Consider the following 25364-nt stretch of genomic DNA (forward strand, 5'->3'; position numbering starts at 1 on the left):
AAGTTTTAACCATAATACAATTATAATTATAATAAATATTTTAATAAAAATCTTGATTGTTAAAATATATAATAGCTTATGAAACTCATATTCGCAATAAAGTTAGATAAATTTTATGAGAAAAAAGGATTTTTACAAATTTTAGTAAAATATAATATATATAACTTAAATTTAAGAAATAAATTATATTTTATAAATTGGAGGCTGATTATAATGATGGCATTAAACTTTCAAGCAAAAAAACATGAAGAACTGATTATGTCACGTAAAAAAAATTGTACTGTTCGTTTAGGTGATGTTCGTAATCAATATCCAGAAAGTTCTATAGTATGGATTACTACTGGTAAAAAATATGAAGTGAAAAAAAGATTATATACAGCAATCATTGATAAGGTTCGTGTGAAGAAATTTGCGGAATTGACTTCAAGAGATTTAGGTCATCAAAATCCAGAAATTGATTCATTAGAAGGTTTACGTTTAGATTTTGAAAATATTTATCAGCGTAGAATTACTTTAGATGATACTGTAACAGTAATATATTTTTCTGAAGTTCTTTAAGATTTTTTGAATAATAAGCTATTTTTTCATTAGCAAAATGGTGAGAAAATAGCTTATTTATTAGGCTTTTTGAGGTCTTAAAAAATTTTTTAAAATTTTTTCGAAAAAGTTGTTGACAAAATAGTTCTTTATGCATATAATAATATATGTCGCTGATACAGCGGCAGACAAAAAACGTCAAATGCGGAAGTAGCTCAGTGGTAGAGCATCACCTTGCCAAGGTGAGGGTCGCGAGTTCGAGCCTCGTTTTCCGCTCCAGACGGCGGCATAGCCAAGTGGTAAGGCAGAGGTCTGCAAAACCTTTATTCCCCAGTTCAAATCTGGGTGCCGCCTCCAAATGAATTTATTATGCACTGTGTGATTGCACAGTGCATTTTTTGTTATATAATAAAAAATAATTAAAATAAATTTTAGGGAGTTGTTTTTTTGCGTAGACGTGGATTTGAGATAGTAAGTAGTTTTGAAGATAAAAAAATAAATTTGCCGATGAGAAAGACTAATAAATCAGCAGGTTATGATATCGAAGCTGCTGAAGATAAAATAGTAAAAGCAGGGCAAATGGCAGTGATTGCAACAGGATTAAAAGCTTATATGCAAGATGATGAATATTTAGGTATACATATTCGTTCTAGTTTGGCTTTTAAAAAACATTTAAATTTGGTAAATTCTCAGGGTGTCATTGATGCTGATTATTATAATAATGAAGACAATGAAGGGCATATAATGATTGGCTTAATAAATTTTGGTGATGAAGATGTGGAAATTACTAAGGGTATGAGAATAGCTCAAGCCATTTTTTATAAATTTTTGACTGTAGATAATGAAAAAAATGTTGATATTATAAGAAGTGGTGGCTTTGGTTCAACAGGAGAATAATATGCAAGATTTAGATTTATTTTCAGCAATGGCTAGTGAAAATAATGAAACTGTAAATAAAAATACCATAGAGATGGATGAAGATTATCGTCCATTAGCCGAGAAAATGAGACCACGTAATTTTGATGAATATATAGGACAGGAAAAAATACTGGGCAAAAAATCATTTTTGCGTAGAATGGTACAAGAAGATAAAATTCCTTCGATGATTTTATATGGCCCTCCAGGTACAGGAAAGACAACGCTCGCGAAAATGATTGCAGGTATGACAAAAAGTGATTTTTCTCGACTAAATGCGGTGTCTGCTGGTATCTCTGATGTGCGTAAAATCATTGAAAAAGCTGATGAAAATAGAAGATATTATCATAAACGTACAATTATATTTTTAGATGAAATACATCGCTTTAATAAAGCTCAACAAGACGTATTATTGCCTTATGTTGAAGATGGCAGAATTATTTTAATTGGAGCTACTACAGAAAATCCATATTTTGAAGTAAATCATGCGTTATTATCTAGAGTTCGTGTAGTAAAATTAGAATTATTAGATGAACAAAATTTGATTAATATCTTAAAATTAGCTTTAGAAGATAAAGTCCGCGGTTTAGGTAAATATAACTTTAAATATGATGATGAAACGTTATCGACAATAGCTCAATATGCTGGTGGCGATGCTAGAGTAGCTTTAAATATATTAGAACAAGCAAGCGATGTGGCAATAGAAGAGAATCATGTCATAAATAAAAATATAGTAGAAAGTATTATCAGCGAAAAAATTCAAACATATGATAAAAATGGTGATAATCATTATGATATAGTGTCTGCATTCATCAAGAGTATGAGAGGTAGTGATCCTGATGCGGCATTACATTATTTAGCAAGAATGTTAGTAGCAGGTGAAGATATTAATTTTATTGCTCGAAGAATAGCTATCTGTGCCTCTGAAGATGTAGGCAATGCAGATCCACAAGCATTGGTTTTAGCTATGGCTACAGTACAAGCTGTTCAATTTTTGGGCATGCCTGAAGCCCGAATACCGCTTGCACAAGCAGTGACTTATATAGCATGTGCTCCTAAGAGTAATGCTAGTTATTTAGCTATTGATAAAGCGATAGAACAAGTAAAAAGCCAAGATTGTGGACAAGTGCCAATACATTTAAGAGATTGTCATTATAAAGGTGCTAAAAAACTCGGTCATGGTGTAGATTATAAATATGCCCACGATTATCCGTATCATATAGTTAAACAACAGTATTTGCCTGATAAAATAAAAAATGCTAGATATTATATGCCAACATCAAATGGATATGAAGAAAAAATCGGTAAATATATGCAGTTTTGTGAAAAAATAAAAGCTTAATTTTGACAAAAAAGCATTAGTTTGTTAGTATATGAATATATCTTAGTTAATTACTAGGAAATATAAATGCGTTATTTGTAGATAGATTTTTAGAGGGGAAAAGAAGATGAAAAAAAAGGTAGCAGTAGCTATGAGTGGTGGCGTAGACAGTTCGCTTACAGCTGCTTTATTGATAGAACAAGGTTATGATGTCATTGGTGTAACTATGACTTTAAGTGAAGAAAGTAGAGAAGCAGGCGGTTCAACAGCTGTCAGTGATGCTAAGAAAGTAGCAGATGCTTTGAACATTCCGCATTATGTAGTTAATTATCATAAAAAATTTAAAGATGATGTAATAAAATATTTTATCAGTGAATATGCGAAAGGTAGAACACCTAATCCTTGTGTGAGATGTAATAATACTGTAAAGTTTGGTAGTTTGTTAAAAGATTGCTTAGAATTAGGTGCAGATTATGTGGCTACTGGTCATTATGCACGTATTGAGCAAGATAAAAATACAGGTAGATATTTATTAAAAAAAGGATTAGATGAAAGAAAAGACCAATCATATGTTTTATATACATTGACTCAAGATGTATTAAAACACTTCATGTTACCACTTGGAAATTATAGCAAGGAAAAAACTCGCGAGTTAGCAGGAAAAATGGATTTGCCAGTGGCTAATAAGCCAGAAAGTCAGGAAATTTGTTTTATTCCAAATGATGATTATAAAGCTTATTTAAAAGCAAAAGCACCACATATTTTAAAACCTGGTGATATTGTTGATGTCAATGGCAATAAATTAGGTCGACATGAAGGTGTACCATTATATACAGTAGGACAGCGAAAGGGCTTAGGAATAGCTGCTGCTCATCCATTATATGTAGTTGGTCTCGATGTGAGACGCAATAGAGTGATTGTAGGCGAAAATAAAGATGTTTTTGCCAAAGGATTAGTAGCAAAAAATTTAAATTTTATTACTCGAGATGATTTTGAGGAAAAATTTATGACTACGGCTAAAATTCGCTATGGTGCTAAAGAATGTGAATGCACTGTGGAACCATTAGATAATGGTAATTTGGCTAAGATTTTGTTTAGTGAACCGCAAAGAGCAATAACACCAGGGCAATCTGTAGTATTTTATGATAATGAAATTGTTGTTGGTGGCGGTACAATAAAAAATATAATAAGATGAGAGTTTAAATAGGCGAGAAAATATACTCTTGCCTATTTATTTTTTTATTTTATTGAAAACAAATATCATTTTTATTGACAAAGATTATCATTTACTATATAATGCAGTTGTTAATAGAAATAATAATTATTTTCAATGAAGTAAATATAGATAGTTGAATATATATACATTGGAGGTTAAATATATAATGACATTAAAAGATGCAAAGCCAGGAATGGTAGTTAAGGTGGAAAATATAGAAGCTTCAGAATTAAAAGAGCGTCTTATGAGTATGGGCATGATAAAAGGAACAAAGGTAAAGGTATTGCGTTCAGCACCGCTTGGTGACCCAATTGCGATATCTATTCGTTCTTTTAATATGTCTATTCGTTTATCAGATGCAGCCAAAATAGCAGTTACTCAAATTGCTTAATAATGGGAGGGAGATAACAGTGGCAACATTATCCGTAGCGTTGACAGGAAATCCTAATACTGGAAAATCAACGATATTTAATGAATTGACTGGTATTAGACAAAAAATTGGTAACTGGCCAGGAGTTACAGTAGATAAAAAAGTAGGTTATACAAAACACAATGATAGAGCTATATCTGTAATGGATTTACCTGGTACATATAGCATAAATGGACGTTCTCCAGAAGAAATTATCGTAGAAAATTATTTAAGTGGAGAAAAACCAGATATTATTGTAGATGTCATTGATTCATCTAATATTGAACGCAATTTATTTTTATGCTTACAATTATTAGAACGTCGTATTCCTGTATTGATTGACCTTAATATGATGGACGAGGCAAATAAAAAAGGAATTAAAATCTCTACAGCTAAGTTAGAAAAATTATTAGGAATGCCTGTAGTAGAAACTGTAGGTCGTAGTAAAAAATCAACTAATAAATTATTAGATATTTTCACTTCTACAGTGATGGATAGTTATAAAAACTCTAAACAGGTGGAAGAACATATTGCCAATATTGAAAAGTTAAAAGCTACTATTGGCGATAAAGAAAAATTAGATGAAGCAATTATTGAAGCACGATATGCTTTTATTGATAAAATCGTAGAACAAGTTGTAGTCAAAGAAAATATAGGTAATAATCTCACTGAAAAAATTGATAAAGTATTAGCTAATGGTTTTATAGCATTACCTATTTTAGTATTAATGTTATATCTTGTGTTTCAGATTACTTTTACATGGATTGGTCAACCAATTGCCGATGAATTAGATGTACTTATTAATGAAGATTTTTATAGTTGGGCAGATGAAGCGTTGACTGGATTAGGTGTAGCTGGTTGGTTACATTCTTTAGTATGTGATGGTATTATAGCTGGTGTAGGCGGTGTACTTACTTTTGTACCACTTATTTTTACGTTATTCTTCTGTTTGAGTTTCTTAGATGGTACAGGCTATATGGCTCGTGTTGCGTTTATCATGGATCCGATTATGCGTCGAGCTGGTCTTAGCGGTAAAGCATTAATGCCTATTATCTGCGGTTTTGGTTGTGCTGTTCCGGGTATTATGGGAGCTAGAGCATTAGATTCAGAAAAAGATCGTATGATAACTATTTTAGTAACACCATTTTTAACTTGTGGTGCTAAGCTTCCAGTAATGGCATTGTTTGGAGCTATTTTCTTTGGTGAAAATGCAGCTGATGTTGTATTTGCTATGTATCTTATCGGTATAATTGGTGCGATAGTGGCATCTAGTATATTGAGCAAAACTGTATTTGAGAAAGATGATACAAGTTTTGTTTTAGAATTGCCACCATATCGTTTACCAGATATGAAAACAGTATTATTGGAAACATGGGATAAAGGAAAAGGTTATCTCATAAAAGCAGGCACAATAATTTTTGCTATGTCTGTAGTTTTATGGTTTTTAAGCAGTTATAATTTTACTGGTCAAGTTGAAGATATGTCTGAATCTTTCTTAGCAAGTCTTGGCGGTATTATGTCAACATTATTTGTTTTCCATGGCTTTGATACATGGGAGGCAGGTTCAGCTATTATAACTGGTATTATGGCAAAAGAAGCAGTTATTTCTACAATGGGAATTTTATATGGTTTACCTGATTTAAGCCCAGATACAGAAACTGTTGAAGCTGTAGGTATGGTGGCCAATACAGGCTTACAGATGGCATTTACGACAATGTCTGCATTAGCATTTATGGTATTTAGTCAGTTGTATACTCCATGTATGACAGCACTTGGTACAATAAAAAAAGAAGCTGGCGGTTGGAAATGGATGTTCTTATCAGCTATTGGTAATTTTGTAGTTGCTTGGATTGTTTCTTTATTGGTATATCGTATTGGTATATTATTAGGATTTTGATAGATTTTATTTGTGATATAATTAGTAAATGATAAAAGGAGGTCTTAACATGACAACTGGTGATATTGCTACTTGGATTATATTTGCGGTGATTGCAATTTGTTTTATATTTGGATTGAAACGTATATATCATAATTTCTCTTCAGGAAAATGTGATTCTTGTGGAGGTGGAAGTGGTGGCTGCTCAGGAGCTTGTCATTGTAGTGGATGTCATGTAAGTCAAAAGAGTAGTAAATAAGATTTGTTTTTTTGTGATTTAATTAAAAAATTTATAAATATGAGAAAACAGTTATTAGTTATAATGCTAATAACTGTTTTTTTATTTGACATACAAGTTAATGTTTGAAATACTATATTATAAGAAATCTATTGAAATATCAATAAAAGAGGCAGAAATGATGACATTAGAAGAATTAGTTAATAATAAATTAGATAAATTAAATCCTACAGATTTAATTGTATGGCGTTATATTTATGCACATAAAAAGGAATGCTGTTATATTTCTATTTATGATATAGCCAATAATTGCAATGTTTCTCGAACTACAGTGCTTCGTTTTGCTAAGAAATTGGGATTAGATGGTTTTAGCGATTTAAAAATGATGTTAAAAATGGAAATAAGTCAGGCTAGGGAAAAACCATCTATGGATATTGCTCAAGCAACAGTAAATTTATGTCAACAAGTTGGCGAGGAAATAGCAAAACAAGATTTTACAAGATTAAATAAGCTTTTATATAAAGCAAAGAGAATTTTTGTTTATGCATCTGGTCATGTGCAAAAAAATGTTGCAAGTGAAATAGCTCGTTTATTTGTGAATTGTAATATATTTGTTTACGAAATAAAAGGTTCTGATGAAATGGGAATTATCTCTAAAAATGTAACAAGTGAGGATTTATTTATTATTATTTCATTGAGTGGAGAGTCTAAAAATGTAGTGGATATAGCTCAAAGGTTACATTTACAAAAGATACCAGTAATATCTTTAACAAGATTAAAAAGCAATACTTTAGCAACGCTTAGTACAGAAAATTTATATATTACTCCTATAGATTTACCAGCTACATTAGATTATGAATATAAGTCTTTATTAGGTTTTTTCTTAGCGGTGGAAATGTGGTTTGTGAGTTATAGTAGATATTGTGCAGAACAAATTGAATAGATAAAAAGACGACATTGGAAATTCAAAACTTTGATGTCGTCTTTTATTGTAGTTTATATGATATATTTATATTTAGAAAATTTATAAATATTGAATTTATAAAACATTTTCGCTTAGTATTGACATGTTATTATATAAAGTTTATATTATTTATTAGCTCACAGTTAACTAGTTAATTATATATTTTTAAAGTTAAACTTAACTAGTTAAATCAATGAAAGGAATGGTATGATGTCAAGTGTAAAATTGTGGACTAGAAATTTTATAGCTTTGGTTGGTGCTAATGGATTATTATTTGCAGGCTTTCATTTTTTATTGCCTACATTGCCTTTATATGCAGCTTCCATTGGAGCTAGTGGTACGGAAATTGGAATTATAACAGGGATTTTTGGTTTTTCTGCAATTTTTATTCGTTTATTTACTGACACAGGTGTTCGCAAATTAGGAAAGAAAAAATGTTTATACATAGGTTTGCTCTTTTCTTTTTTAGCCACTTTAGGTTATGATATGTTTACTTCTGTATATTCCTTGATAGTAGCTCGTATTTTACATGGTATAGGTTTTGGTCTTAGTACTACTTTTGCTGCAGCTTTAGTCGCAGATGTAATTCCAGCTCAGAGACGTGGTGAAGGTATTGGCTATTTTGGCTTAGGTAGTACGGTAGCTATGGCTGTAGCTCCTGCTTTAGGGGTTATGTTATTAACTGATTTTAGTGCTAATATATTATTTTTAACTTCTATGGTAGTTACTCTCTTAGCAGCTGTTAGTGCAAAATTATGTAATGCGAAAGAAGCTCCTTTGCCAGCTGAAAAGAAAAGTATTTCTATTCGTCATAAAATATGTGAATATGGTACAGGTATTCCTGCTATATTAACAATTTTATTTGGTGCGGCTTATGGTAGTGTAAATACATTTATTGCGATGATGGCTAATGAAGTTGGTATTGAAAATGCAGGTTTATTCTTTATCGTAGGTACAATATTTGTATTCATTTCAAGACCTTTTGGTGGACGTATCTTTGATAGCAAAGGTGGTTTCTGGGTAATTTTGCCAGGTGGCATTTTATATTTGATTGGATTAGGTATATTGGTTTCTGCACAATCTTTAACAATATTGTTAGTAGCTTCTGTATTTTATGGTCTTGGTGGAGGTTTATTATTACCTTCTCTTATGACTTGGATGCTCAATGTTGTTACTCCTGATCGTCGTAGTGGTGCTAGTGCAACTTTTTATAATATGTTAGATATCGGTACTAGTAGCGGTATTATTTTATTGGGTAGTGTAGCTGGTTCAATTGGTTATGTTAATATGTATTATTATGTAATTGCAGTTATGATAATATTTATAGCATTTTTCTTATTTAATCATTTTGTATTGCAAAAGAAGGTTAAAAAAGAAAGACATAGATTAGCTTAAATTTTATAGTGATTTTTATGTTGTCATATAAGATTTTTTCTGCTATAACGAAGATATAATTGGCAGAAAGGAATTTTAGGTTATGAATAAAACAGATGATAATAATTTATTATCACAAGTAGAAGATGGATTGGATGATTTGTTAATACATCAACTTTATCAAACAATGAGGGCTTTTTCCAAAACGCTTAATAATGAAATTTATACGGCAGATGTATATAGTTCGGAATGGTCTGTTTTAAAAATGGTAAAGGAACATGACATGATTTCTCAATTGGAATTGTCGAATATGTTAAATGTAGAACCAGCAGCTATATCTAAAACTATAAAAAAAATGGAAGAAAAAAATCTTGTAGAACGTAAGCGTCTTCAAGGAAAAAGAGAAAAATATATATTTCTTACAAATCATGCTTTAGAGATTTATGATTTTTTGCAAGAAAAAGTATCACAACATCGTATAAAAGCGTTAAAAGGATTGAGTCAAGAAGAACGTTTTGCATTATTTAAACTTATGCGTCGTATTTATGATAATACATTGAGTGAAAAATAATAAATATAGTATAATATTAAAATCAGCTTGAAATGATATATGCTTTTTATATTATTTTAGGCTGATTTTTTGTTATTATGATAATATTGTATTTGTTTTAATTTGAACTATTTATACTATAAATAGTTTGATTATATAAGTGTGATATATCACATCTGATGTGATATGGTACAACAATGGTTGCTAATGCCCTAAAAGCCTTGAAACTATTGAATTTGTGAGTGTATTAGATTATTATATAGCCATGAGGTTGATAAAAAACAAAAACTAATACATAAATGAAATTTATGATTAAAGAAAAGGGGTTTTAATTATGAAAAAATCTTCAATTGTAATTGCAGGTGGCGGAAGTACTTTTACACCAGGTATTGTAATGATGCTTTTAGATCATGCAGACCGTTTCCCACTTCGTCAGATTAAATTTTATGATAATGATGCAGAACGTCAGGAAAAAATTGCTAAAGCATGTGAAATCTTATTAAAAGAACGTGCTCCTGAAATTGCATTTTCTTATACAACAGATCCAAAAGAAGCATTCACTGATATAGATTTTGTAATGGCTCACATTCGCGTTGGTAAATATGCAATGCGTGAAAAAGATGAAAAAATTCCAATGAAACATGGTGTATTTGGTCAAGAAACTTGTGGCCCTGGTGGAATTGCTTATGGTATGCGTTCTATCGGTGGAGTTATTGAAATCTTAGATTATATGGAAAAATATTCTCCAAATGCTTGGATGCTCAATTACTCTAACCCAGCAGCTATCGTAGCTGAAGCAACTAGAAGACTTCGTCCAAATTCTAAAATCATCAACATCTGCGATATGCCAGTAGGTATTGAAGACAGAATGGCTGAAATTTTAGGTCTTCCAGGTGGCAGAAAAGACATGACTGTTCGCTATTATGGACTCAATCATTTTGGTTGGTGGTGTGATATCCGCGATAAAGATGGTAATGATTTAATGCCACGTATCAAAGAACATGTTGCTAAATATGGTTATATTGTAAATCCAGAAGCTCATAATGATGAAGCTAGCTGGAATGATACTTTTGGCAAAGCTAAAGATGTTTATGCTGTTGACCCAGATACATTACCAAACACATATTTAAAATATTACTTATTCTCTGATTATGTATTTAATCATGACAATCAACATCCAGACCATACTCGTGCAAATGAAGTTATGGAACATCGTGAAAAAAATGTATTTGCAGCAGCTAAAGAAATTGTAGAAAAAGGTACAGCTGTTGATTGTAAATTCCAAAGTGATGACCATGCAAGCTATATCGTAGACCTTGCAGAAGCTATTGCTTTCAACAAAAAAGCTCGTATGCTTTTAATCGTACCAAATGATGGTGCTATTTCTAACTTTGATCCAACAGCTATGGTAGAAATTCCTTGTATCGTTGGTTCTAATGGTTATGAAAAAGTTTGCATCGGTAAAATTCCTCAATTCCAAAAAGGTTTGATGGAACAGCAAGTATCTGTAGAAAAACTTGTTGTAGAAGCATGGATTACAGGTAGCTATCAGAAATTATGGCAAGCACTCACTTTATCTAAAACAGTACCAAGTGCATCTGTAGCAAAAGCTATTTTAGATGATTTAATTGAAGCAAATAAAGATTATTGGCCTGAATTAAAATAATAAAGAGAAGTATATATTAAGAGAATTGTATTACTAAAATTTCAAGGCACAGAGCATATTACTTTGTGCCTTGATTTTTGAATAAAGTATTCAGAAGGTTTACATAAATAGTAATATTAATAAAATATAAGAGCGAAGAAAGGTTGGCGAGAGAAATGGCATTTAATAAAGATGTTGTGATGCAAAAAATTCAACGTTTTGGCGGTGCGATGTTCACACCGGTCATAATGTTTGGGGTTTTTGGTATCTTTGTAGCAGTGTCAATTTTGTGTAAAAATCCAATGATATTAGGTTCTATAGCCGAAAAAGGGACGGGTTGGTATGATTTTTGGTATATTGTCGAACAAGGTGCGTGGACAGTATTTAATCAATTACCTTTATTATTTGTAATTGGTCTACCTATTGGTTTGGCTAAAAAAGAAAATGCTAGAGCTGTAATGGAAGCATTTTTAATATATCTTATTTTTAATTATTTTATATCCGCAATGCTCAATTTATGGGGAGCAAGTTTTGGCGTAGATTTTGCACAAGAAGCTGTTCCAGGTAGTGGTCTGACAACAATTGCTAATATTAAAACACTTGATACAAGTATGGTTGGTGCTATTTTAATTTCTTCAATAGCTGTATGGTTACATAATAAACTATTTGATGTTGATGTACCAGAATGGCTTGGTCTGTTTAAAGGTTCTTCTTTAGTTGTTGTTGCAGGTTTTGTACTAATGTTACCTATAGCACTTTTATTCTGCTTGATTTGGCCACATTTCCAATCATTAATCGCATCATTACAAGGTTTCTTGACTGGTGCAGGTGTACTTGGTGTTTGGGTATATACATTCCTTGAACGTATTTTAATACCAACAGGCCTTCATCATTTTATCTATATTCCATTTATCTATGGCCCAGCAGTTGTAGATGGCGGTATACAGGCTTATTGGCTTCAACATATTCAAGAATTTGCTCAATCTACAAAGCCTCTTATTGAATTATTCCCTCAAGGTGGTTTTGCACTTCATGGTATGAGTAAAATGTTTGGGTGTCCAGGTATCGCACTTGCTATTTATTTTTCTGCTAAGAAAGAAAATCGTAAAAGAGTTGGTTCTTTGTTATTTCCAGCGGCAATTGTAGCAGTATTATGCGGTATTACTGAACCACTTGAATTTACATTCTTATTTGTTGCACCAGTATTATTCTTAATTCATGCTATTTTAGCTGGTACTTTAGCAGCTACACTTTATTTCTTTGGTGTAACTGGTAATTTTGGCGGTGGCTTACTTGATACAGACTTATTCCAAAACTGGATACCGCTTTTTAATAATCATTGGGACACATATCTCACACAAATTATTATTGGTTTAATATTTACTGGTATTTGGTTCGTTGTATTTAGATTTTTAATTGTAAAACTTAATTTGAAAACTCCTGGTCGTGGTGATGATGAGGAAATCAAACTTTATAGAAAAGCTGATTATAAACAAAAAGTAGCAGGCGATGAACGTGATAGAAAAGCTGCTGCATTTTTAGAAGCTTTAGGTGGTAAAAATAATATCGTAGATGTTACAAACTGTGCTACTCGTCTTCGTGTAACAGTAAAAGATGATAGCTTAGTAAAAGATACAAATGTATTTATGGCAGCAGGTGCTCATGGATTAGTTCATAATGGTTGTGCTATTCAAGTAATTGTAGGTCTTTCTGTACCGCAAGTTCGTGAACGTTTTGAAGCTTTACTTCAAGGTCCAGATGTACTTCAAAAAGAAGAATTAATTTCTAATACTGATAAATCTCCAAGCTTGAAAGCTTTTGCAACTGGTGATTTAGTATCTATTGAAAATGTACCTGATGAAGCATTTGCTTCTCGTGCTATGGGTGATGGTGTAGCAATTATTCCAACTGAAAAATATATTACAGCACCAGCTAATGGTTCTGTTATGATGGTAATGGAAGAAACAGGACACGCTCTTGGTCTTAAACTTGATACAGATATGGAAATTTTAATTCATATAGGTATTGATACAGTCAATATGAAAGGCGATGGCTTCAAAGTTTTAGTCAAAGCTGGCGACGAAGTAAAAGTTGGCGATAAATTAGTAGAAATTGATATTGAAAAAATCAAAAAAGCTGGATATAATCCAATCACTATTATGATAGCTACTAATTTTGACCAATATAGCTTATTAAAATTTGAAAAAGAACAAAAAGTAATTGCAGGTAAAACAACTGTAGGCACTTATTAAGAAAATTAAGGCAAAATATAATGGTAAAATATTATATTTTGCCTTTTTGCTATAATTTTTATAATATAATAGAAAGAGTGATATAAACATAATTAAATTTTGAGATATAAGGTGAAGATATGAAAAGTATAAGAGTTGTAGCAGCGATAATTAAAGATAAAGATAAAATTTTGGCAACTAAAAGAAGTTATGGAGAGTTTAAAGGTGGTTGGGAATTTCCAGGTGGAAAGATAGAAGAAGGAGAAGATAAAAAAACAGCATTAATTAGAGAAATAAAAGAAGAATTAAATGCAAATATTAAAATTAATAGTTATTTTGCTACGATAGATTATACGTATCCTAATTTTCATATGATTATGGATTGCTATATTTGCAGTATAGATGATTTTGTAATTAATGAAGAAATACATGATGAGGCAAAATGGCTGACAAAAGATGAATTAGACAGTGTGAATTGGCTTGCAGCTGATGAAAAAATCGTAAATAAATTAAAAATATATTTAAGTTCAAAGATTGCAGTAAGTGCTTGTCTTTTAGGCGATAATTGTAAATATAATGGCAAGAATAATTATAATGAAGAAATAGAGCATTTATTAAAAGATAAAAAAGTGTATAAAATTTGCCCAGAAATATTGACAAGGCTTAGTATTCCTAGAAAGCCTGTAGAAATAAAAGATAATAAAGTCATAACGCAAGATAATGAGGATATGACGGATATTTTTCTTCATGGTGTAGATAGGGCATGGGAAAAATTAAAAGATAAAAATATAGATTTGGCTATATTGAAAGCGAATAGTCCTACATGTGGTAGTAAAAATATTTATGATGGAACTTTTTCACATACACTAGTAGAAGGAAATGGATTGTTTGCTAAATTATTAAAAGATAATAAAATCATGGTAATCAGTGAAAATGATATAGAATAAAAAAATACCTAATGAATTTATGTGATAAATTTTACTTTATACATAGTTCATTAGGTATTTTTTATGGAATTAAGTTATAAGCTGAATTAAACTTATTTATCTAAATGCCAGATATCATTATTATATTCAGCAATTGTGCGGTCGCTAGAGAAGTAACCAGCATTAGCGATATTGATTAAAGATTTTTTAGCCCAAGCTAAGCGATCTTCGTAATCACTATATGCTTGGTCTTTTGTTTGGATATAAGCTTGTAAATCTAATAGACTCATGAACCAGTCTTTAGAAATTAATTCATGATGTAAACGATGAAGATTTTCTGTCTGTCCGATAGATATCATTTCATCGGAAATTAAGAAGTCTACGGCATTTTTAATGATTTCATCATTGTTATAGTATTTTCCTGCATCATAATCACTGTTGTTATAATGAGCGATAACCTGATCACTGCTTTCACCGAAGATATAGATATTATCATCGCCAACAAGTTCATGAATTTCTACATTGGCACCATCTTCAGTACCGATTGTAATAGCACCATTGAGCATGAATTTCATATTACCAGTACCACTAGCTTCTTTACTTGCAAGAGAAATCTGTTCGGAGAAGTCGCAAGCAGGAATAAGTTTTTCGGCATTAGTTACATTATAATTTTCTACCATTACTACTTGAATGTATTTGGAAGCTACAGGATCTTTAGCGATAATATCTTGAAGACATAAGATAGCATGAATGATGTCTTTAGCAATGATATAAGCTGGTGCAGCTTTGGCTCCAAAAATGAAAGTAATAGGTGTAGAAGGGATATAGCCACTGCGGATTTTTTGGAGAAGTTGAATGATGTAAAGTAAATTCATTTGTTGACGTTTATATTCATGTAAACGTTTAATTTGAATATCAAAAATGCTATTTGGATTTAAAGTTAAGTGCATTGTTTTATTTAAATAGTTGCATAAATCCTGTTTACGATTTTGTTTGATAGTTAAGAGTTTATTTAAAACAGTTTCATCATCGATAAATTTCAATAAATCTTTTAATTTTGTAGCATCGGTTTTGTATTCATCACCGATTAAAGATGTGATATATTGACTTAATTCATGGTTGCAGTGCAATAACCAACGGCGGAAAGTAATACCATTTGTTTTGTTATTGAATTTTTCTGGGTATAATTCATAGAAAGCTTTTAATTCGCTGTTTTTGAGAATTTCAGTATGCAAGGAAGCAACACCATTGATGCTATAGCCAAAATGAATATCCATATGAGCCATATGCACGAGATTATGTTCATCAATGATTTGTACAGCTTTGTTATCACTGCGAGATTTAGCAATAGCATTTAATTCTTGAATAGTTGGAATAAGTTGAGGTACTACTTGTTTTAAATCTTCAAGATGCCATTTTTCAAGTGCTTCAGCCAAGATAGTGTGGTTTGTATATGCACATGTTTTAGATACGATATCAATAGCTTCATGTAAATCGATACCTTCTAAAACTAATCGATTGATTAATTCAGGAATTACCATAGATGGATGAGTATCATTGATTTGGATACATACATATTTATGAAGTTGATGTAAATCATGACCTTTTGCTTTTTCTTCCATTAAGATCAATTGAGCTGCATTGCTAACCATGAAGTACTGTTGATAGATACGAAGCATTTGACCTTCTTTAGTACTATCATCAGGATAGAGGAATAAAGTTAAGTTTTTACGAATATCTTTTTGATTGAAAGAAATACCATCATGAACAATACTTTCATCAATAGTATCAATATCGAAAAGATGTAATTTATTTAAGCCTTTTTGATAGCCTAATACGTCAATATCATATAATTTGGAATGAACAGTAAAGCTATTAAATTCAACATCAAAACCAATATTAGTATCATTTAACCAAGATTTATCTGTAATCCATGGATTTTTTTCTTCTTTTTGAAGATGATTTTCAAATTTTTGCTTAAATAAACCAAAATGGTAATTTAAACCTACACCGTCACCAGATAAATTTAAAGTTGCAATAGAATCTAAGAAGCAAGCAGCAAGTCTTCCAAGACCACCATTACCTAAAGATGGTTCGAGTTCAATTTCTTCTATATCACTTAAGTTTTTACCATTATTAGCAAGTAAGGTTTTTATTTCATCATAAATACCTAAATTTATTAGATTATTGGATAATAATTTACCTATTAAAAATTCAGCAGAAATATAATAAAGTTTACGAGGGGTTGAAGTTGGCTTCCTGTCACTACTTAATTCTTTTACTAGAGTTAATAATCCAGCATATAATTCTTCGTTTGTACAATCTTCAATTGTCTTATTAAATTGAGTTTGTAAAATATTAGTTAATTTAGTTTGCATATTTTCTACTCCTTTAATATTAAACTTTGATTATGCACCACTATATTTAGATTAGAAAATAAGCAATATTTTGTAAAGGTTATTCTCTAGTTCTATATTATAATATATAGTGTCAATACTTAAGGTTTTTTCTAAAGAGTAAGAAAAAAGAATTAATTACATATATTAAATATATAGATATTAAAAGTTTAAATTTCTTTAGAGTAGATAATAAAAACTGCATTTCTAAAATTATAGTAGGTTAATTTTAAAAATGCAGTTTCTGGTTTATAAATTTAATTTTATCTGGAATTTTTATTATTTTAATTGCAAATATTCTTCATCAGTTACAGGTTCAAGCCATTCATTAGAGCCACCAACAGCAGGAACTTCAATAGCTAAATGAGAAAAGAAACTATCTTTTGTAGCACCATGCCAATGTTTTACTTCTGCAGGAATATTGACAACATCACCAGCTTTTAATTTTTGAGCAGGTTTTCCCCATTCTTGATAATATCCTTCGCCAGCTGTCACTAATAATATTTGACCGCCTTTATGGTGAATATGCCAATTGTTGCGACAAGCAGGTTCAAAAGTGACATTGCCAATAGAGACACCTTTAGTAGTGAGCATATTTAAATGAGCTTGACCAATAAAAAATTTGCTGAATTGTTCTGGTAATTTATCTCCTAATGGAAAAATTAAAGAATCACTAAATTCTTTTAATGTAGACATGGTGATTACCTCCAAATAATTATTTCTTAATATTGTTATACAACTTGGAGTTAACTTCAAGTCAAGATATTAAAAATAAGTATTTTGATGTAGAGCTTTTTATTTTTTTGTAAAAATGATAAATAAGAAAAATAAAAAGACTGCAAATCAATCTGTGATATGCAGTCTTTAGATGAAGTGTTAAATTTTATAATAAAGTAGCATAGAATGAAACAGCAATTACAGTAACAATACCAGCTACAGCAATAGTTAAACTACTTATGGCAGCTTCAATAGGGCCCATTTCAATAGCTTTAGCAGTTCCCATAGCATGAGCAGAAGAACCGATGGCTACACCTTTAGCAACAGGTTCGTAAATTTTAAATACTTTACAAACGTATTCAGCAGTCATATTGCCAAAGACACCAGTGATGATGATAACTGCGATAGTAATAGTAACAATACCACCTAATTCTTCAGATATGCCAATGCCAATAGCAGTGGTAATGGATTTTGGTAAAAGTGTTACATATTCTGTATGACTAAAGCTAAATAAAATAGATAAAGCTAAAATACAGCTCATACTAGTGATTACACCAGAGACTATACCAGCCATGATAGCTTTTATGTTCTTTTTCAATTCTGACAGTTGTTCATATAAAGGAACAGCAAGACAGATAGTTGCTGGTGTTAATAAATAACCTAAGTATTTAGCACCGCGATTATATTCTTCATAATCGATATCGAAGGTTACTAAAAAAGTAATTATAAGACCTATTGCTATTAACAATGGATTGAAAATGGCAATTTTTAATTTGCGTTTAATGCGTAAACCTATTTCATAGGCTAATAAACTAATAATCAAACCAAATAAAGCTGAATTAAAAATAAGATCCTGTAACATCTAATTAGCAAGCTCCTTTTTTCTTCTTACTAGAAACAATTATGAATTGTGTTATATGACCGGAAATAACCATTACAATAACTGTAGTTAGACTTACGACTAAAGTTAAAGGAATTAATAAATCACGGATTACATTCCAAGCATTTAATAATCCTACAGCAGCAGGAATAAACATAATCGGCATAGTTTCAATTAATAATTTACTAGCATCTTTAACAGAAGCTATGTTTAGAATTTTAAATTTTAATAATAATAGCATTAGAATTAGACCGTAAACACTAGCAGGAACAGGTAATGGAACTAGTTCCTTAAAAGTTTCAACGATAAAAGTTAATGTTAAAATAATACCAAATTGTTCAAGTAATCTCACTTAAAGAACCGCCTTCCATTTTAATATTTCTTTATCAACTAAATCGTAATGGTGATTGATAGCTGCATAACCGGCTAATTCATTGCGATTGATGATACAATTTAAAATTTCTTTGTGTGAATTTATAATGTTGTTTTTAGTCTCAGCAGTAGCACAAGAAAAAATATTATCTATGAGTTTACAACATACATTAGAGAGTGCTGTCATCATGCTGATCATCAATTTATTTCTAGAGATCCGCAAGATGATATCATGGAATAATTTATCATAATGACTTTCACGATGACTTTGTTCCATTTTAGTAACTACTTTTTGAAGTAATTTTATTTCTCGATTAGTACATTTAGTAAAAATATGGCGAAAACATTCTAAAGCGATTGCTCGCCTGATTTGATTAATCTCAGTAAAATTTGATTGTTCTAATAGTAACATGAAATTTATAGTTGCTGAGATGTTACCGCTGATTTTATTGGATAAATAATTTCCAGAGCCTTGACGACTATCAATAAAGCCCATACTTCCCATGATTCGCATAGCATCGCGAATGGTATTGCGACTTAAAGATAGCGTTTCGGATAATTTGCGTTCAGTGGGAAGTTTGTCGCCAACACTGAGATTGCCCGAAATAATTAATTCTTTTATATACTGTAAAACTAATATATATCCTCTATCTTCCAACTATGTACTCCTATCTATTAATTAAATAATTGGTAGTACCAATTATTATACATTAAATTATGTTGAAGTCAAGAGGAAATATAGATAAAATCTGCATAAAAAAAGAAGTAACGAAAAGGTTACTTCTTCTCTATGAAAGTTTGATAAAATAAATATGAAAAATTGATAAAATAAAAGTGGTAATAAGAAATTTTTATTAAGATTTTTGTTGGAGTTTGTTGATTTCATTTAAAAGATTGTTGTATTTTTGTGGAGATAGACGTTTGCTGAGTTTTTCTAAAAATATATCTAATTTATATTTAGATTGGGCAAAATTTTGTAAATTATTTTCATCTATAGATTTTATAGTGTTGTAAGTCAATTTATAGATGGTAATAAATGCAGTTTGAATATCAGGGCTTAAATGGTTGAATAAATCATGAGTCTTATTATTGATTAGAAAATCTATATCTTGTTGAAATAATAATAATTCATGACGAGCACCTATCATTAAAATTTCATTGCATTTAAATACATTTTTTTTGAACAAGCCAATATAAGTTTGTAATTCTTGATTTTTAGTAATAGCTGCTTGAATAAGTGACATTGATGATATTTTTTGGTAGTAATCTTGTATACGAGCTATATAAAAAAGTACTTCTTCTATTTGATAATCATTTAAACTTTGCTTTTTTTGATAATAAGTAAAATCTTTTTTTGTAGCATAAATGATAAATTGATAATATTTTTTTAGATTTTTAAAGTTTTTTCTAAATTTTATAAGCCAAGTTAGTGATTTAAACATGAAAATCCTCCTGATTGATTTCTTAGTTGATGATTACAGTAAAGTAAAGTGATTTTTGTGATAAGTGATTAATTTATCTTTTTGCATTCGAGATAATTCAGCAGACATAGCACTTCTTTCAACAGAGAGAAAATCTGCTAATTCTTGACGATTAAATGGTATGATGAATGAATTGTTATTATTTTTGATGGCTTCACTAGATAGATAAGATAAAATTTTTTCACGTGTAGTTTTTTTGCTTAAATGATCAATCTTTGTGGTTAGTTGTATATTTTTTTGAGCTATGAGTAAAAGCATATTTTGAATGATTTTAGCATGAAAATTACAAGCAAATTGACAAGGTGAAGTTATCTTTTGATAGTTTAAAAACATAATTTCTGATTTTTCTGCTGTTACGATACTGAAACAGCTGTTATTGATATTTGTACAGACAAAACTCTCGCCAAATAAATCTCCAGTTGAAAGTGTTGTGAGAATAGTTCGATTGCCCCAATAGTCTTCTTTGATGATATTTACTCTACCTTTTAAAATTATGCCTACTTCGACAAGTGGTTCAGAGGCTTTGAGAATATAGGAATTTTTCTCATAGGTTTTTATATTCATCAATAGACATTTGAACATATTCATTAAGTCTTTTGTATCAATACCAGAAAATAGAGCTGAATTTTTGAGTATATCTAAATATTTTTGCATAAAAACACTCCTTTGTTGGAAAAACAACATATATAAGTATTATACTCGATTATAAAATATTGTAAATAATTCTTTACTAGTTGATAATAGAGACAGTATAAGGTAAAATTATAATAATCAAAGTTTTAAGGAGCGATTGTGCATGTTTAATGAAGATTTTAAACAATACAAAGATTATATTGTGAGAGTAATTTGTAATGATGGTAGAGAATATGTAGGTAATCCTACAATTTTTAGAGATCATGATTCTACTTCTTTACCTGGTTCAGATTGTATTTCTTTCTATGAAAGTAATACAGGTCGTACAGCAGATTTCTTCCGTGCTGAAATAAAAGATATTGTAATTATTTGTAAACAAGACGCATAATTTTTATGAAATAAAACCCGAAGAATGCTATTAATTTATTTTATGTATATATTTTAATAGTAATCTTCGGGTATTTGTTTAATTGGAGGTATTTTGGGGTGAAAACTTTAGGTTATTATAATGGAAAATGTGATGAGATAGAAAAAATAATGATACCTATGTCAGATCGTTCCCATTGGTTTGGTGATGGTGTATATGATGCCACTTGTGCTAGAAATTATAAAATCATGGCTATTGATGAGCATGTAGATAGATTTTTTAATAGTGCCAGATTATTAGATATAAATTTAGGTTTTACTAAAGAGTATTTAAAAAACTTATTAAATGAATTAGTGCAAAAATTAGATGATGATGAGCTGTTTGTATATTGGCAAGCTACTCGTGGTGGTAATGGTCTTAGAAGTCATAATTATGATGAAGAGCAAAAAGCTAATTTATGGGTGACGATTTGCCCAGAAAAAATTACAGATAAAGATAGAGAATATAAATTGACTTCTATGGAAGATACAAGATTTTTACATTGTAATATTAAGACTTTGAATTTAATTCCTAGTGTAGTAGCTTATCAACATGCAAAGGAAAAAAATTGTGATGAAACTGTATTTCATCGCGGTGATATAGTTACAGAATGTGCTCATAGTAATGTGCATATAATTAAAGATAAAAAATTTATTACTCATCCTGCTGATGAATATATTTTACCTGGTATTGCTAGAGCACATTTATTAAAAGCATGTAAAGCGTTAAATATTGAAGTAGAAGAAAGACCTTTTACAGTAGATGAATTAATCAATGCTGATGAAGTGATTGTAAGTAGTTCTGGTGATTTATGTATTCGTGCTGTAGAATTTGAAGGAAAAGCTGTAGGTAAAAAAGACAGTGATATTTTCGATAGATTGAAAGAGTATATTTATCAAGAATGGTTAGAATGTACGAAAAAATAAAATTGAATAGATTTAAAAATTATCCATAAAATATTTGACAATGAGAATTGTTTTCAATATAATTATTTATGTAATTTTTAAAAGAGAGTCTAGAACTCCATAGAATATATTTTTGAATAAAATTTTTGTGTGTATTTATCTTATTTAGAGCATGAGCAAAATTTTATTTTAGATTTATTCTATGGAGTTTTATCTTTTTTATGAAGATTATTATTTAGAGAAAGGTGCGTTTAAATTGGATTTTATTATTAGTGCATTAGAATTATTTCATCATGGTGGTTGGGTGATGTATCCACTTTTAGCTTGTTCTATTTTAGTTGTTGCTATTGGTATTGAGCGTTTTATTTATTATAAGAGGACTTGTGGCGATAATAAAGATATGGCTCAACAAATTTTGGCTTTAGCTAAAGAGCGTAATTGGCAAGAAACAGAAAAAGTATGTGCTAATAATCGTTGCTTTGTCAGTGATGTATTGGCGATAGGCTTAAAATATCGTGAGTGTCCAATGTCAATGAAGGAAAGTTTTGAAGAATATATTTCTGTTAGAGCAAATGGTTTAAAACGAAATTTAAATTATTTAGATACTATTGTTACTATGGCTCCACTGTTAGGTTTATTAGGTACAGTGGTGGGGATGATTAGTTCTTTTAAAGTATTAGATGTTGCTGGGGATAATCCTGCATTGATTACTGGTGGTGTAGGTGAGGCGTTAATCGCGACAGCTACTGGTCTTTGTGTAGCCGTGCTAGCATTGATTGTGCATAGTTATTTTAGCAATCGCTTAGATAGTGTTTTAACTGATGTAGAAAATGTTTGTACTGTAGTGATCAGTAAGGCAAGAGGTAAATAATAATGAATATACGCAGTAATCGCGTGGCAAGACCACCACGATTGATGATTATACCGATGATTGATATTATATTTTTCTTGATGGTGTTTTTCTTATTTAGTACTTTGCAAATGGTTTATCAAAAATCCATGCCTGTGAATTTGCCAGTAGCATCTTCTAGTCATCAAGAAGCACCAAAGCCAGTGGCTATCACATTGATGAAAGATGGCACAATCAGTATAGGTGATACTATGGTGAGCATTGAAGAAATAAAACCACGAGTGGAACAATTAGCTGATAAAGCAGATACTCCTGTGATTTTAAGAGCTGATGAGAATGTAGAACATGGAAAAGTAATCAAAGTGATGGATGAAATCAAGAGTGCAGGTGTAACAAAATTATCCATAGCAACTCAGGAGAAATAGTCAATGAAAAAGCATATTTGGAAAAAATCTTTTTCAATATCATTTGTTTTTCATTTTATAGTGGTTATAACCATTGGTGCTATGGTAGCAGGCTTTCATCAGGAGATACAAAGACCAAAAGAAGAATTGATTACAGTCAATCTAGCGGACACACCAGAACAGATAGCGAAAGTTCAAGAAAAATCATCATTCAATTCATTTAGTAGAGATATAGAAAATATTTTTAAGCATAATAGTGATAATGATAATCAAAATATTGAAAATAAAAATAATGAAGTAAATGAAAATAAAGATATAAAACAAATAAATAATGTAGAAAATAAGCAGATTGAAAAAGATGAAATTAGTGCAGAAGATGGAATTTTACCAGCTTCCAATAATATGACAAATACAGTATCAGAAGATGATACGCAAGCAATAAGTGGCGGTATTGGTCAGGGAGATGGTGAGAATTTTTCTGGTAGCGAAAATAAAAACAGTGGCAGTGGAAGTGGTGGTGGTACAGCAGAAGGTATGGCTAGTAGCGACAATGGAAAAGCTAGTGGAAGAGCAAATGTTACCGAAGATAGATATAGTGTAGCAAGTAGATTTGCTCAAGCTGTGGAAAATCATAAATCTTATCCTTATGCAGCTGTCAGATTAAATCAGCAAGGTACAGTAATTATCAATGTAACTATTGATGCAAGTGGAAATTTAATCAGTGCAGGTGTAGTTTCTAGCGTTAATGGAAATTTAGATAAGGCTGCCTTAAATGCAGTATATAGTGCATGTCCATTTAGTCATGGTTTAGGTGAAAGTATTAGCATGAATGTTCCTGTTAATTTTTATTTGAATTGATATTGAGAAAAGAGATGTTTTTGATGCAAGAAGTTATGTTAAAACAAGAAGAAATCGAAAATATTATTATAGATGATGAAAAAAAGGACGAAAAGAAAACGTTAACTAAATTACCAGAACATAGATGTAAGCGATGTAATAGATTGCTTTTTTATGGAAAAGTTAAATATGTAGAAATAAAATGCCCTAAATGTAGTTGTATAAGTAAAATTGGCAAAGATGTAAATAAAATTTGTATAAAAAGTTGATTGAAAAATAAAGAGGTGAAAATATGAGTGGCTATTTGAGAAAAGTAATCTTTGGCATTATTTGTTTGATAGCTATTGGCGGATTGTTTTTAGGCTTTCGCTCACATGAAGAAGATACAAATAATATCAGTTTAACAAGAGTCGTTACAGATAGCACAGGTAGAGAGGTAACGATACCAACACATCCTAAACGTGTAGTATTATTAAATGCTTCTCATTTAGATTTATATTATTATGCTGGCGGTAAAGAGACTGATACAATAGTGGGAAAACCTACTTCAGAAGCTTTGAGTGATGAAGTCAAAGAAGGAACAAAAAATATAGAGCAAATCGGTGTAATTCACAATCCTAGCGTAGAAACTATTTTGAAATTACAACCTGATTTAGTAATTGGTGTAAATGTACCTTTTCATCAGCAATTAATTCCTACTTTGGAGAAAGCTAATATTCCTGTGTTAATTAAATCTTTAGACACATATGAAGATGTGATATCCACTTTAGGTTTTTATGGAGAATTGACAGGAGAAGAAAAAATCGCTCAAGCAAAAATCAAGGAAATAGAAGCTGATTATGAAAAAGCGATTGCTAGAGCAGAAAATAAAACAGCTCCAAGAAGTTTGATAATCTGGGGCACGACAGATAGCTTTAGCATGGCAACAAGTAAATCATTTACAGGAGATTTATTAAAACGCTTAGGTGGTAATAATATAGCAGATAATGTGGATTCTGTAGCAAAAGACAGTGGCTATATCCCATTAGGAATGGAATATATTGCTACACAAGATCCAGAGGCAATATTTGTAGTAACTCATGGTAATGTGGACGCAGTAAAAAATAGTATAGATGAAAATTTAGGGCAAAATCCTTTGTGGCAAGATATATCTGCTGTGAAAAATAATAGAGTATATGTATTACCATATCAGTTATTTGCTGTAAATCCTGGTACTAATATAGCTAAAGCGATAAATATATTGGCAGATGATTTATATTTACAAGAATAAAAAATATGAGG

27 protein-coding genes and 2 tRNA genes are annotated in these 25364 nt (G+C 30.5%); 22 read left to right on the top strand and 7 right to left on the bottom strand.

From position 1 onward, the window contains the following. Positions 1 to 213: 213 nt before the first annotated feature. The 15 genes from Q5I67_RS04320 (at position 214) to Q5I67_RS04390 (ending at position 14223) form a co-directional block, all read left to right on the top strand. A complete protein-coding gene (locus Q5I67_RS04320; RefSeq protein WP_181805708.1) occupies positions 214 to 558 on the top strand; it encodes an ASCH domain-containing protein in 345 nt (114 codons plus the stop codon). A gap of 183 nt (positions 559 to 741) precedes the next feature. Continuing rightward, positions 742 to 816: transfer RNA gene (locus Q5I67_RS04325), tRNA-Gly, on the top strand. A gap of 3 nt (positions 817 to 819) precedes the next feature. After that, positions 820 to 894, top strand: a tRNA-Cys gene (locus Q5I67_RS04330). 90 nt (positions 895 to 984) lie between these two features. Further along, positions 985 to 1434, top strand: coding sequence for a dUTP diphosphatase (dut, locus tag Q5I67_RS04335; RefSeq protein ID WP_302486466.1), 450 nt, complete (start codon positions 985 to 987; stop codon positions 1432 to 1434). A 1-nt stretch (position 1435) separates the two neighbouring features. Then, positions 1436 to 2794 (top strand): replication-associated recombination protein A, encoded by a 1359-nt coding sequence (locus Q5I67_RS04340; protein ID WP_302486467.1) that lies wholly within the window; start codon positions 1436 to 1438, stop codon positions 2792 to 2794. Positions 2795 to 2900: 106 nt separating this feature from the next. Next, positions 2901 to 3968 (top strand): tRNA 2-thiouridine(34) synthase MnmA, encoded by a 1068-nt coding sequence (gene mnmA, locus Q5I67_RS04345; protein WP_302486468.1) that lies wholly within the window; start codon positions 2901 to 2903, stop codon positions 3966 to 3968. A 187-nt stretch (positions 3969 to 4155) separates the two neighbouring features. Further along, on the top strand, positions 4156 to 4380 hold the full coding sequence (locus Q5I67_RS04350; RefSeq protein ID WP_302486469.1) for a ferrous iron transport protein A: 225 nt from the start codon (positions 4156 to 4158) through the stop codon (positions 4378 to 4380). Positions 4381 to 4399: 19 nt separating this feature from the next. Beyond that, complete coding sequence (gene feoB / locus Q5I67_RS04355) at positions 4400 to 6295, top strand: ferrous iron transport protein B (protein ID WP_302486470.1); 1896 nt, start codon at positions 4400 to 4402, stop codon at positions 6293 to 6295. Between the two features lie 49 nt (positions 6296 to 6344). Beyond that, the gene (locus Q5I67_RS04360; RefSeq protein WP_296898951.1) at positions 6345 to 6533 is read left to right on the top strand and encodes a hypothetical protein; all 189 of its coding nucleotides are present in this window, start codon (positions 6345 to 6347) and stop codon (positions 6531 to 6533) included. Between the two features lie 157 nt (positions 6534 to 6690). Beyond that, on the top strand, positions 6691 to 7455 hold the full coding sequence (locus tag Q5I67_RS04365; RefSeq protein WP_296898952.1) for a MurR/RpiR family transcriptional regulator: 765 nt from the start codon (positions 6691 to 6693) through the stop codon (positions 7453 to 7455). A 228-nt stretch (positions 7456 to 7683) separates the two neighbouring features. After that, positions 7684 to 8871, top strand: coding sequence for an MFS transporter (locus Q5I67_RS04370; RefSeq protein WP_302486471.1), 1188 nt, complete (start codon positions 7684 to 7686; stop codon positions 8869 to 8871). A gap of 82 nt (positions 8872 to 8953) precedes the next feature. Further along, complete coding sequence (locus Q5I67_RS04375) at positions 8954 to 9421, top strand: MarR family winged helix-turn-helix transcriptional regulator (RefSeq protein WP_296898954.1); 468 nt, start codon at positions 8954 to 8956, stop codon at positions 9419 to 9421. A 310-nt stretch (positions 9422 to 9731) separates the two neighbouring features. Beyond that, a complete protein-coding gene (locus Q5I67_RS04380; protein WP_208854021.1) occupies positions 9732 to 11066 on the top strand; it encodes a 6-phospho-alpha-glucosidase in 1335 nt (444 codons plus the stop codon). A 155-nt stretch (positions 11067 to 11221) separates the two neighbouring features. Next, a complete protein-coding gene (locus Q5I67_RS04385) occupies positions 11222 to 13297 on the top strand; it encodes an alpha-glucoside-specific PTS transporter subunit IIBC (protein ID WP_302486472.1) in 2076 nt (691 codons plus the stop codon). Between the two features lie 119 nt (positions 13298 to 13416). Then, positions 13417 to 14223, top strand: a complete 807-nt coding sequence (locus tag Q5I67_RS04390; RefSeq protein WP_302486473.1) for a 2-thiouracil desulfurase family protein — start codon at positions 13417 to 13419, stop codon at positions 14221 to 14223. A gap of 92 nt (positions 14224 to 14315) precedes the next feature. Here Q5I67_RS04390 and Q5I67_RS04395 read toward each other — a convergent pair whose 3' ends face one another. The 7 genes from Q5I67_RS04395 to Q5I67_RS04425 all read right to left on the bottom strand — a co-directional run bounded on the left by Q5I67_RS04395 (position 14316) and on the right by Q5I67_RS04425 (position 20702). Continuing rightward, positions 14316 to 16580, bottom strand: coding sequence for a glycogen/starch/alpha-glucan phosphorylase (locus Q5I67_RS04395; protein ID WP_302486474.1), 2265 nt, complete (start codon positions 16578 to 16580; stop codon positions 14316 to 14318). A 297-nt stretch (positions 16581 to 16877) separates the two neighbouring features. Next, positions 16878 to 17294 carry a cupin domain-containing protein gene (locus Q5I67_RS04400; protein ID WP_302486475.1) on the bottom strand — a complete coding sequence of 139 codons (417 nt, stop codon included), beginning with the start codon at positions 17292 to 17294 and terminating at the stop codon, positions 16878 to 16880. A gap of 187 nt (positions 17295 to 17481) precedes the next feature. Continuing rightward, positions 17482 to 18177, bottom strand: a complete 696-nt coding sequence (locus Q5I67_RS04405; protein ID WP_296897367.1) for an LrgB family protein — start codon at positions 18175 to 18177, stop codon at positions 17482 to 17484. Positions 18178 to 18181: 4 nt separating this feature from the next. After that, positions 18182 to 18547 (bottom strand): CidA/LrgA family protein, encoded by a 366-nt coding sequence (locus Q5I67_RS04410; RefSeq protein ID WP_302486476.1) that lies wholly within the window; start codon positions 18545 to 18547, stop codon positions 18182 to 18184. Next, positions 18548 to 19225 (bottom strand): FadR/GntR family transcriptional regulator, encoded by a 678-nt coding sequence (locus Q5I67_RS04415; RefSeq protein WP_296896904.1) that lies wholly within the window; start codon positions 19223 to 19225, stop codon positions 18548 to 18550. Positions 19226 to 19421: 196 nt separating this feature from the next. Next, positions 19422 to 20009 carry a hypothetical protein gene (locus tag Q5I67_RS04420; protein WP_302486477.1) on the bottom strand — a complete coding sequence of 196 codons (588 nt, stop codon included), beginning with the start codon at positions 20007 to 20009 and terminating at the stop codon, positions 19422 to 19424. A 33-nt stretch (positions 20010 to 20042) separates the two neighbouring features. Next, positions 20043 to 20702 (bottom strand): Crp/Fnr family transcriptional regulator, encoded by a 660-nt coding sequence (locus tag Q5I67_RS04425; protein ID WP_302486478.1) that lies wholly within the window; start codon positions 20700 to 20702, stop codon positions 20043 to 20045. Between the two features lie 142 nt (positions 20703 to 20844). Between Q5I67_RS04425 and Q5I67_RS04430 the strand changes: the two genes are divergently transcribed. The 7 genes from Q5I67_RS04430 to Q5I67_RS04460 all read left to right on the top strand — a co-directional run bounded on the left by Q5I67_RS04430 (position 20845) and on the right by Q5I67_RS04460 (position 25353). Next, positions 20845 to 21069, top strand: a complete 225-nt coding sequence (locus Q5I67_RS04430; RefSeq protein ID WP_296896914.1) for a hypothetical protein — start codon at positions 20845 to 20847, stop codon at positions 21067 to 21069. A gap of 98 nt (positions 21070 to 21167) precedes the next feature. Continuing rightward, on the top strand, positions 21168 to 22013 hold the full coding sequence (locus Q5I67_RS04435) for an aminotransferase class IV (RefSeq protein WP_302486479.1): 846 nt from the start codon (positions 21168 to 21170) through the stop codon (positions 22011 to 22013). 235 nt (positions 22014 to 22248) lie between these two features. Beyond that, complete coding sequence (locus Q5I67_RS04440; protein ID WP_018999549.1) at positions 22249 to 22863, top strand: MotA/TolQ/ExbB proton channel family protein; 615 nt, start codon at positions 22249 to 22251, stop codon at positions 22861 to 22863. 2 nt (positions 22864 to 22865) lie between these two features. Then, the gene (locus Q5I67_RS04445; RefSeq protein WP_302486480.1) at positions 22866 to 23267 is read left to right on the top strand and encodes a biopolymer transporter ExbD; all 402 of its coding nucleotides are present in this window, start codon (positions 22866 to 22868) and stop codon (positions 23265 to 23267) included. A 3-nt stretch (positions 23268 to 23270) separates the two neighbouring features. Next, positions 23271 to 24104 carry an energy transducer TonB gene (locus Q5I67_RS04450; RefSeq protein WP_302486481.1) on the top strand — a complete coding sequence of 278 codons (834 nt, stop codon included), beginning with the start codon at positions 23271 to 23273 and terminating at the stop codon, positions 24102 to 24104. Between the two features lie 23 nt (positions 24105 to 24127). Further along, a complete protein-coding gene (locus Q5I67_RS04455) occupies positions 24128 to 24352 on the top strand; it encodes a hypothetical protein (protein ID WP_288795569.1) in 225 nt (74 codons plus the stop codon). A 23-nt stretch (positions 24353 to 24375) separates the two neighbouring features. Beyond that, positions 24376 to 25353 (top strand): ABC transporter substrate-binding protein, encoded by a 978-nt coding sequence (locus Q5I67_RS04460; protein WP_302486482.1) that lies wholly within the window; start codon positions 24376 to 24378, stop codon positions 25351 to 25353. The last annotated feature ends 11 nt before the right edge of the window (positions 25354 to 25364 follow it).

Source organism: uncultured Megamonas sp., from assembly GCF_958438645.1.
Classification (GTDB): Bacteria; Bacillota; Negativicutes; order Selenomonadales; family Selenomonadaceae; genus Megamonas.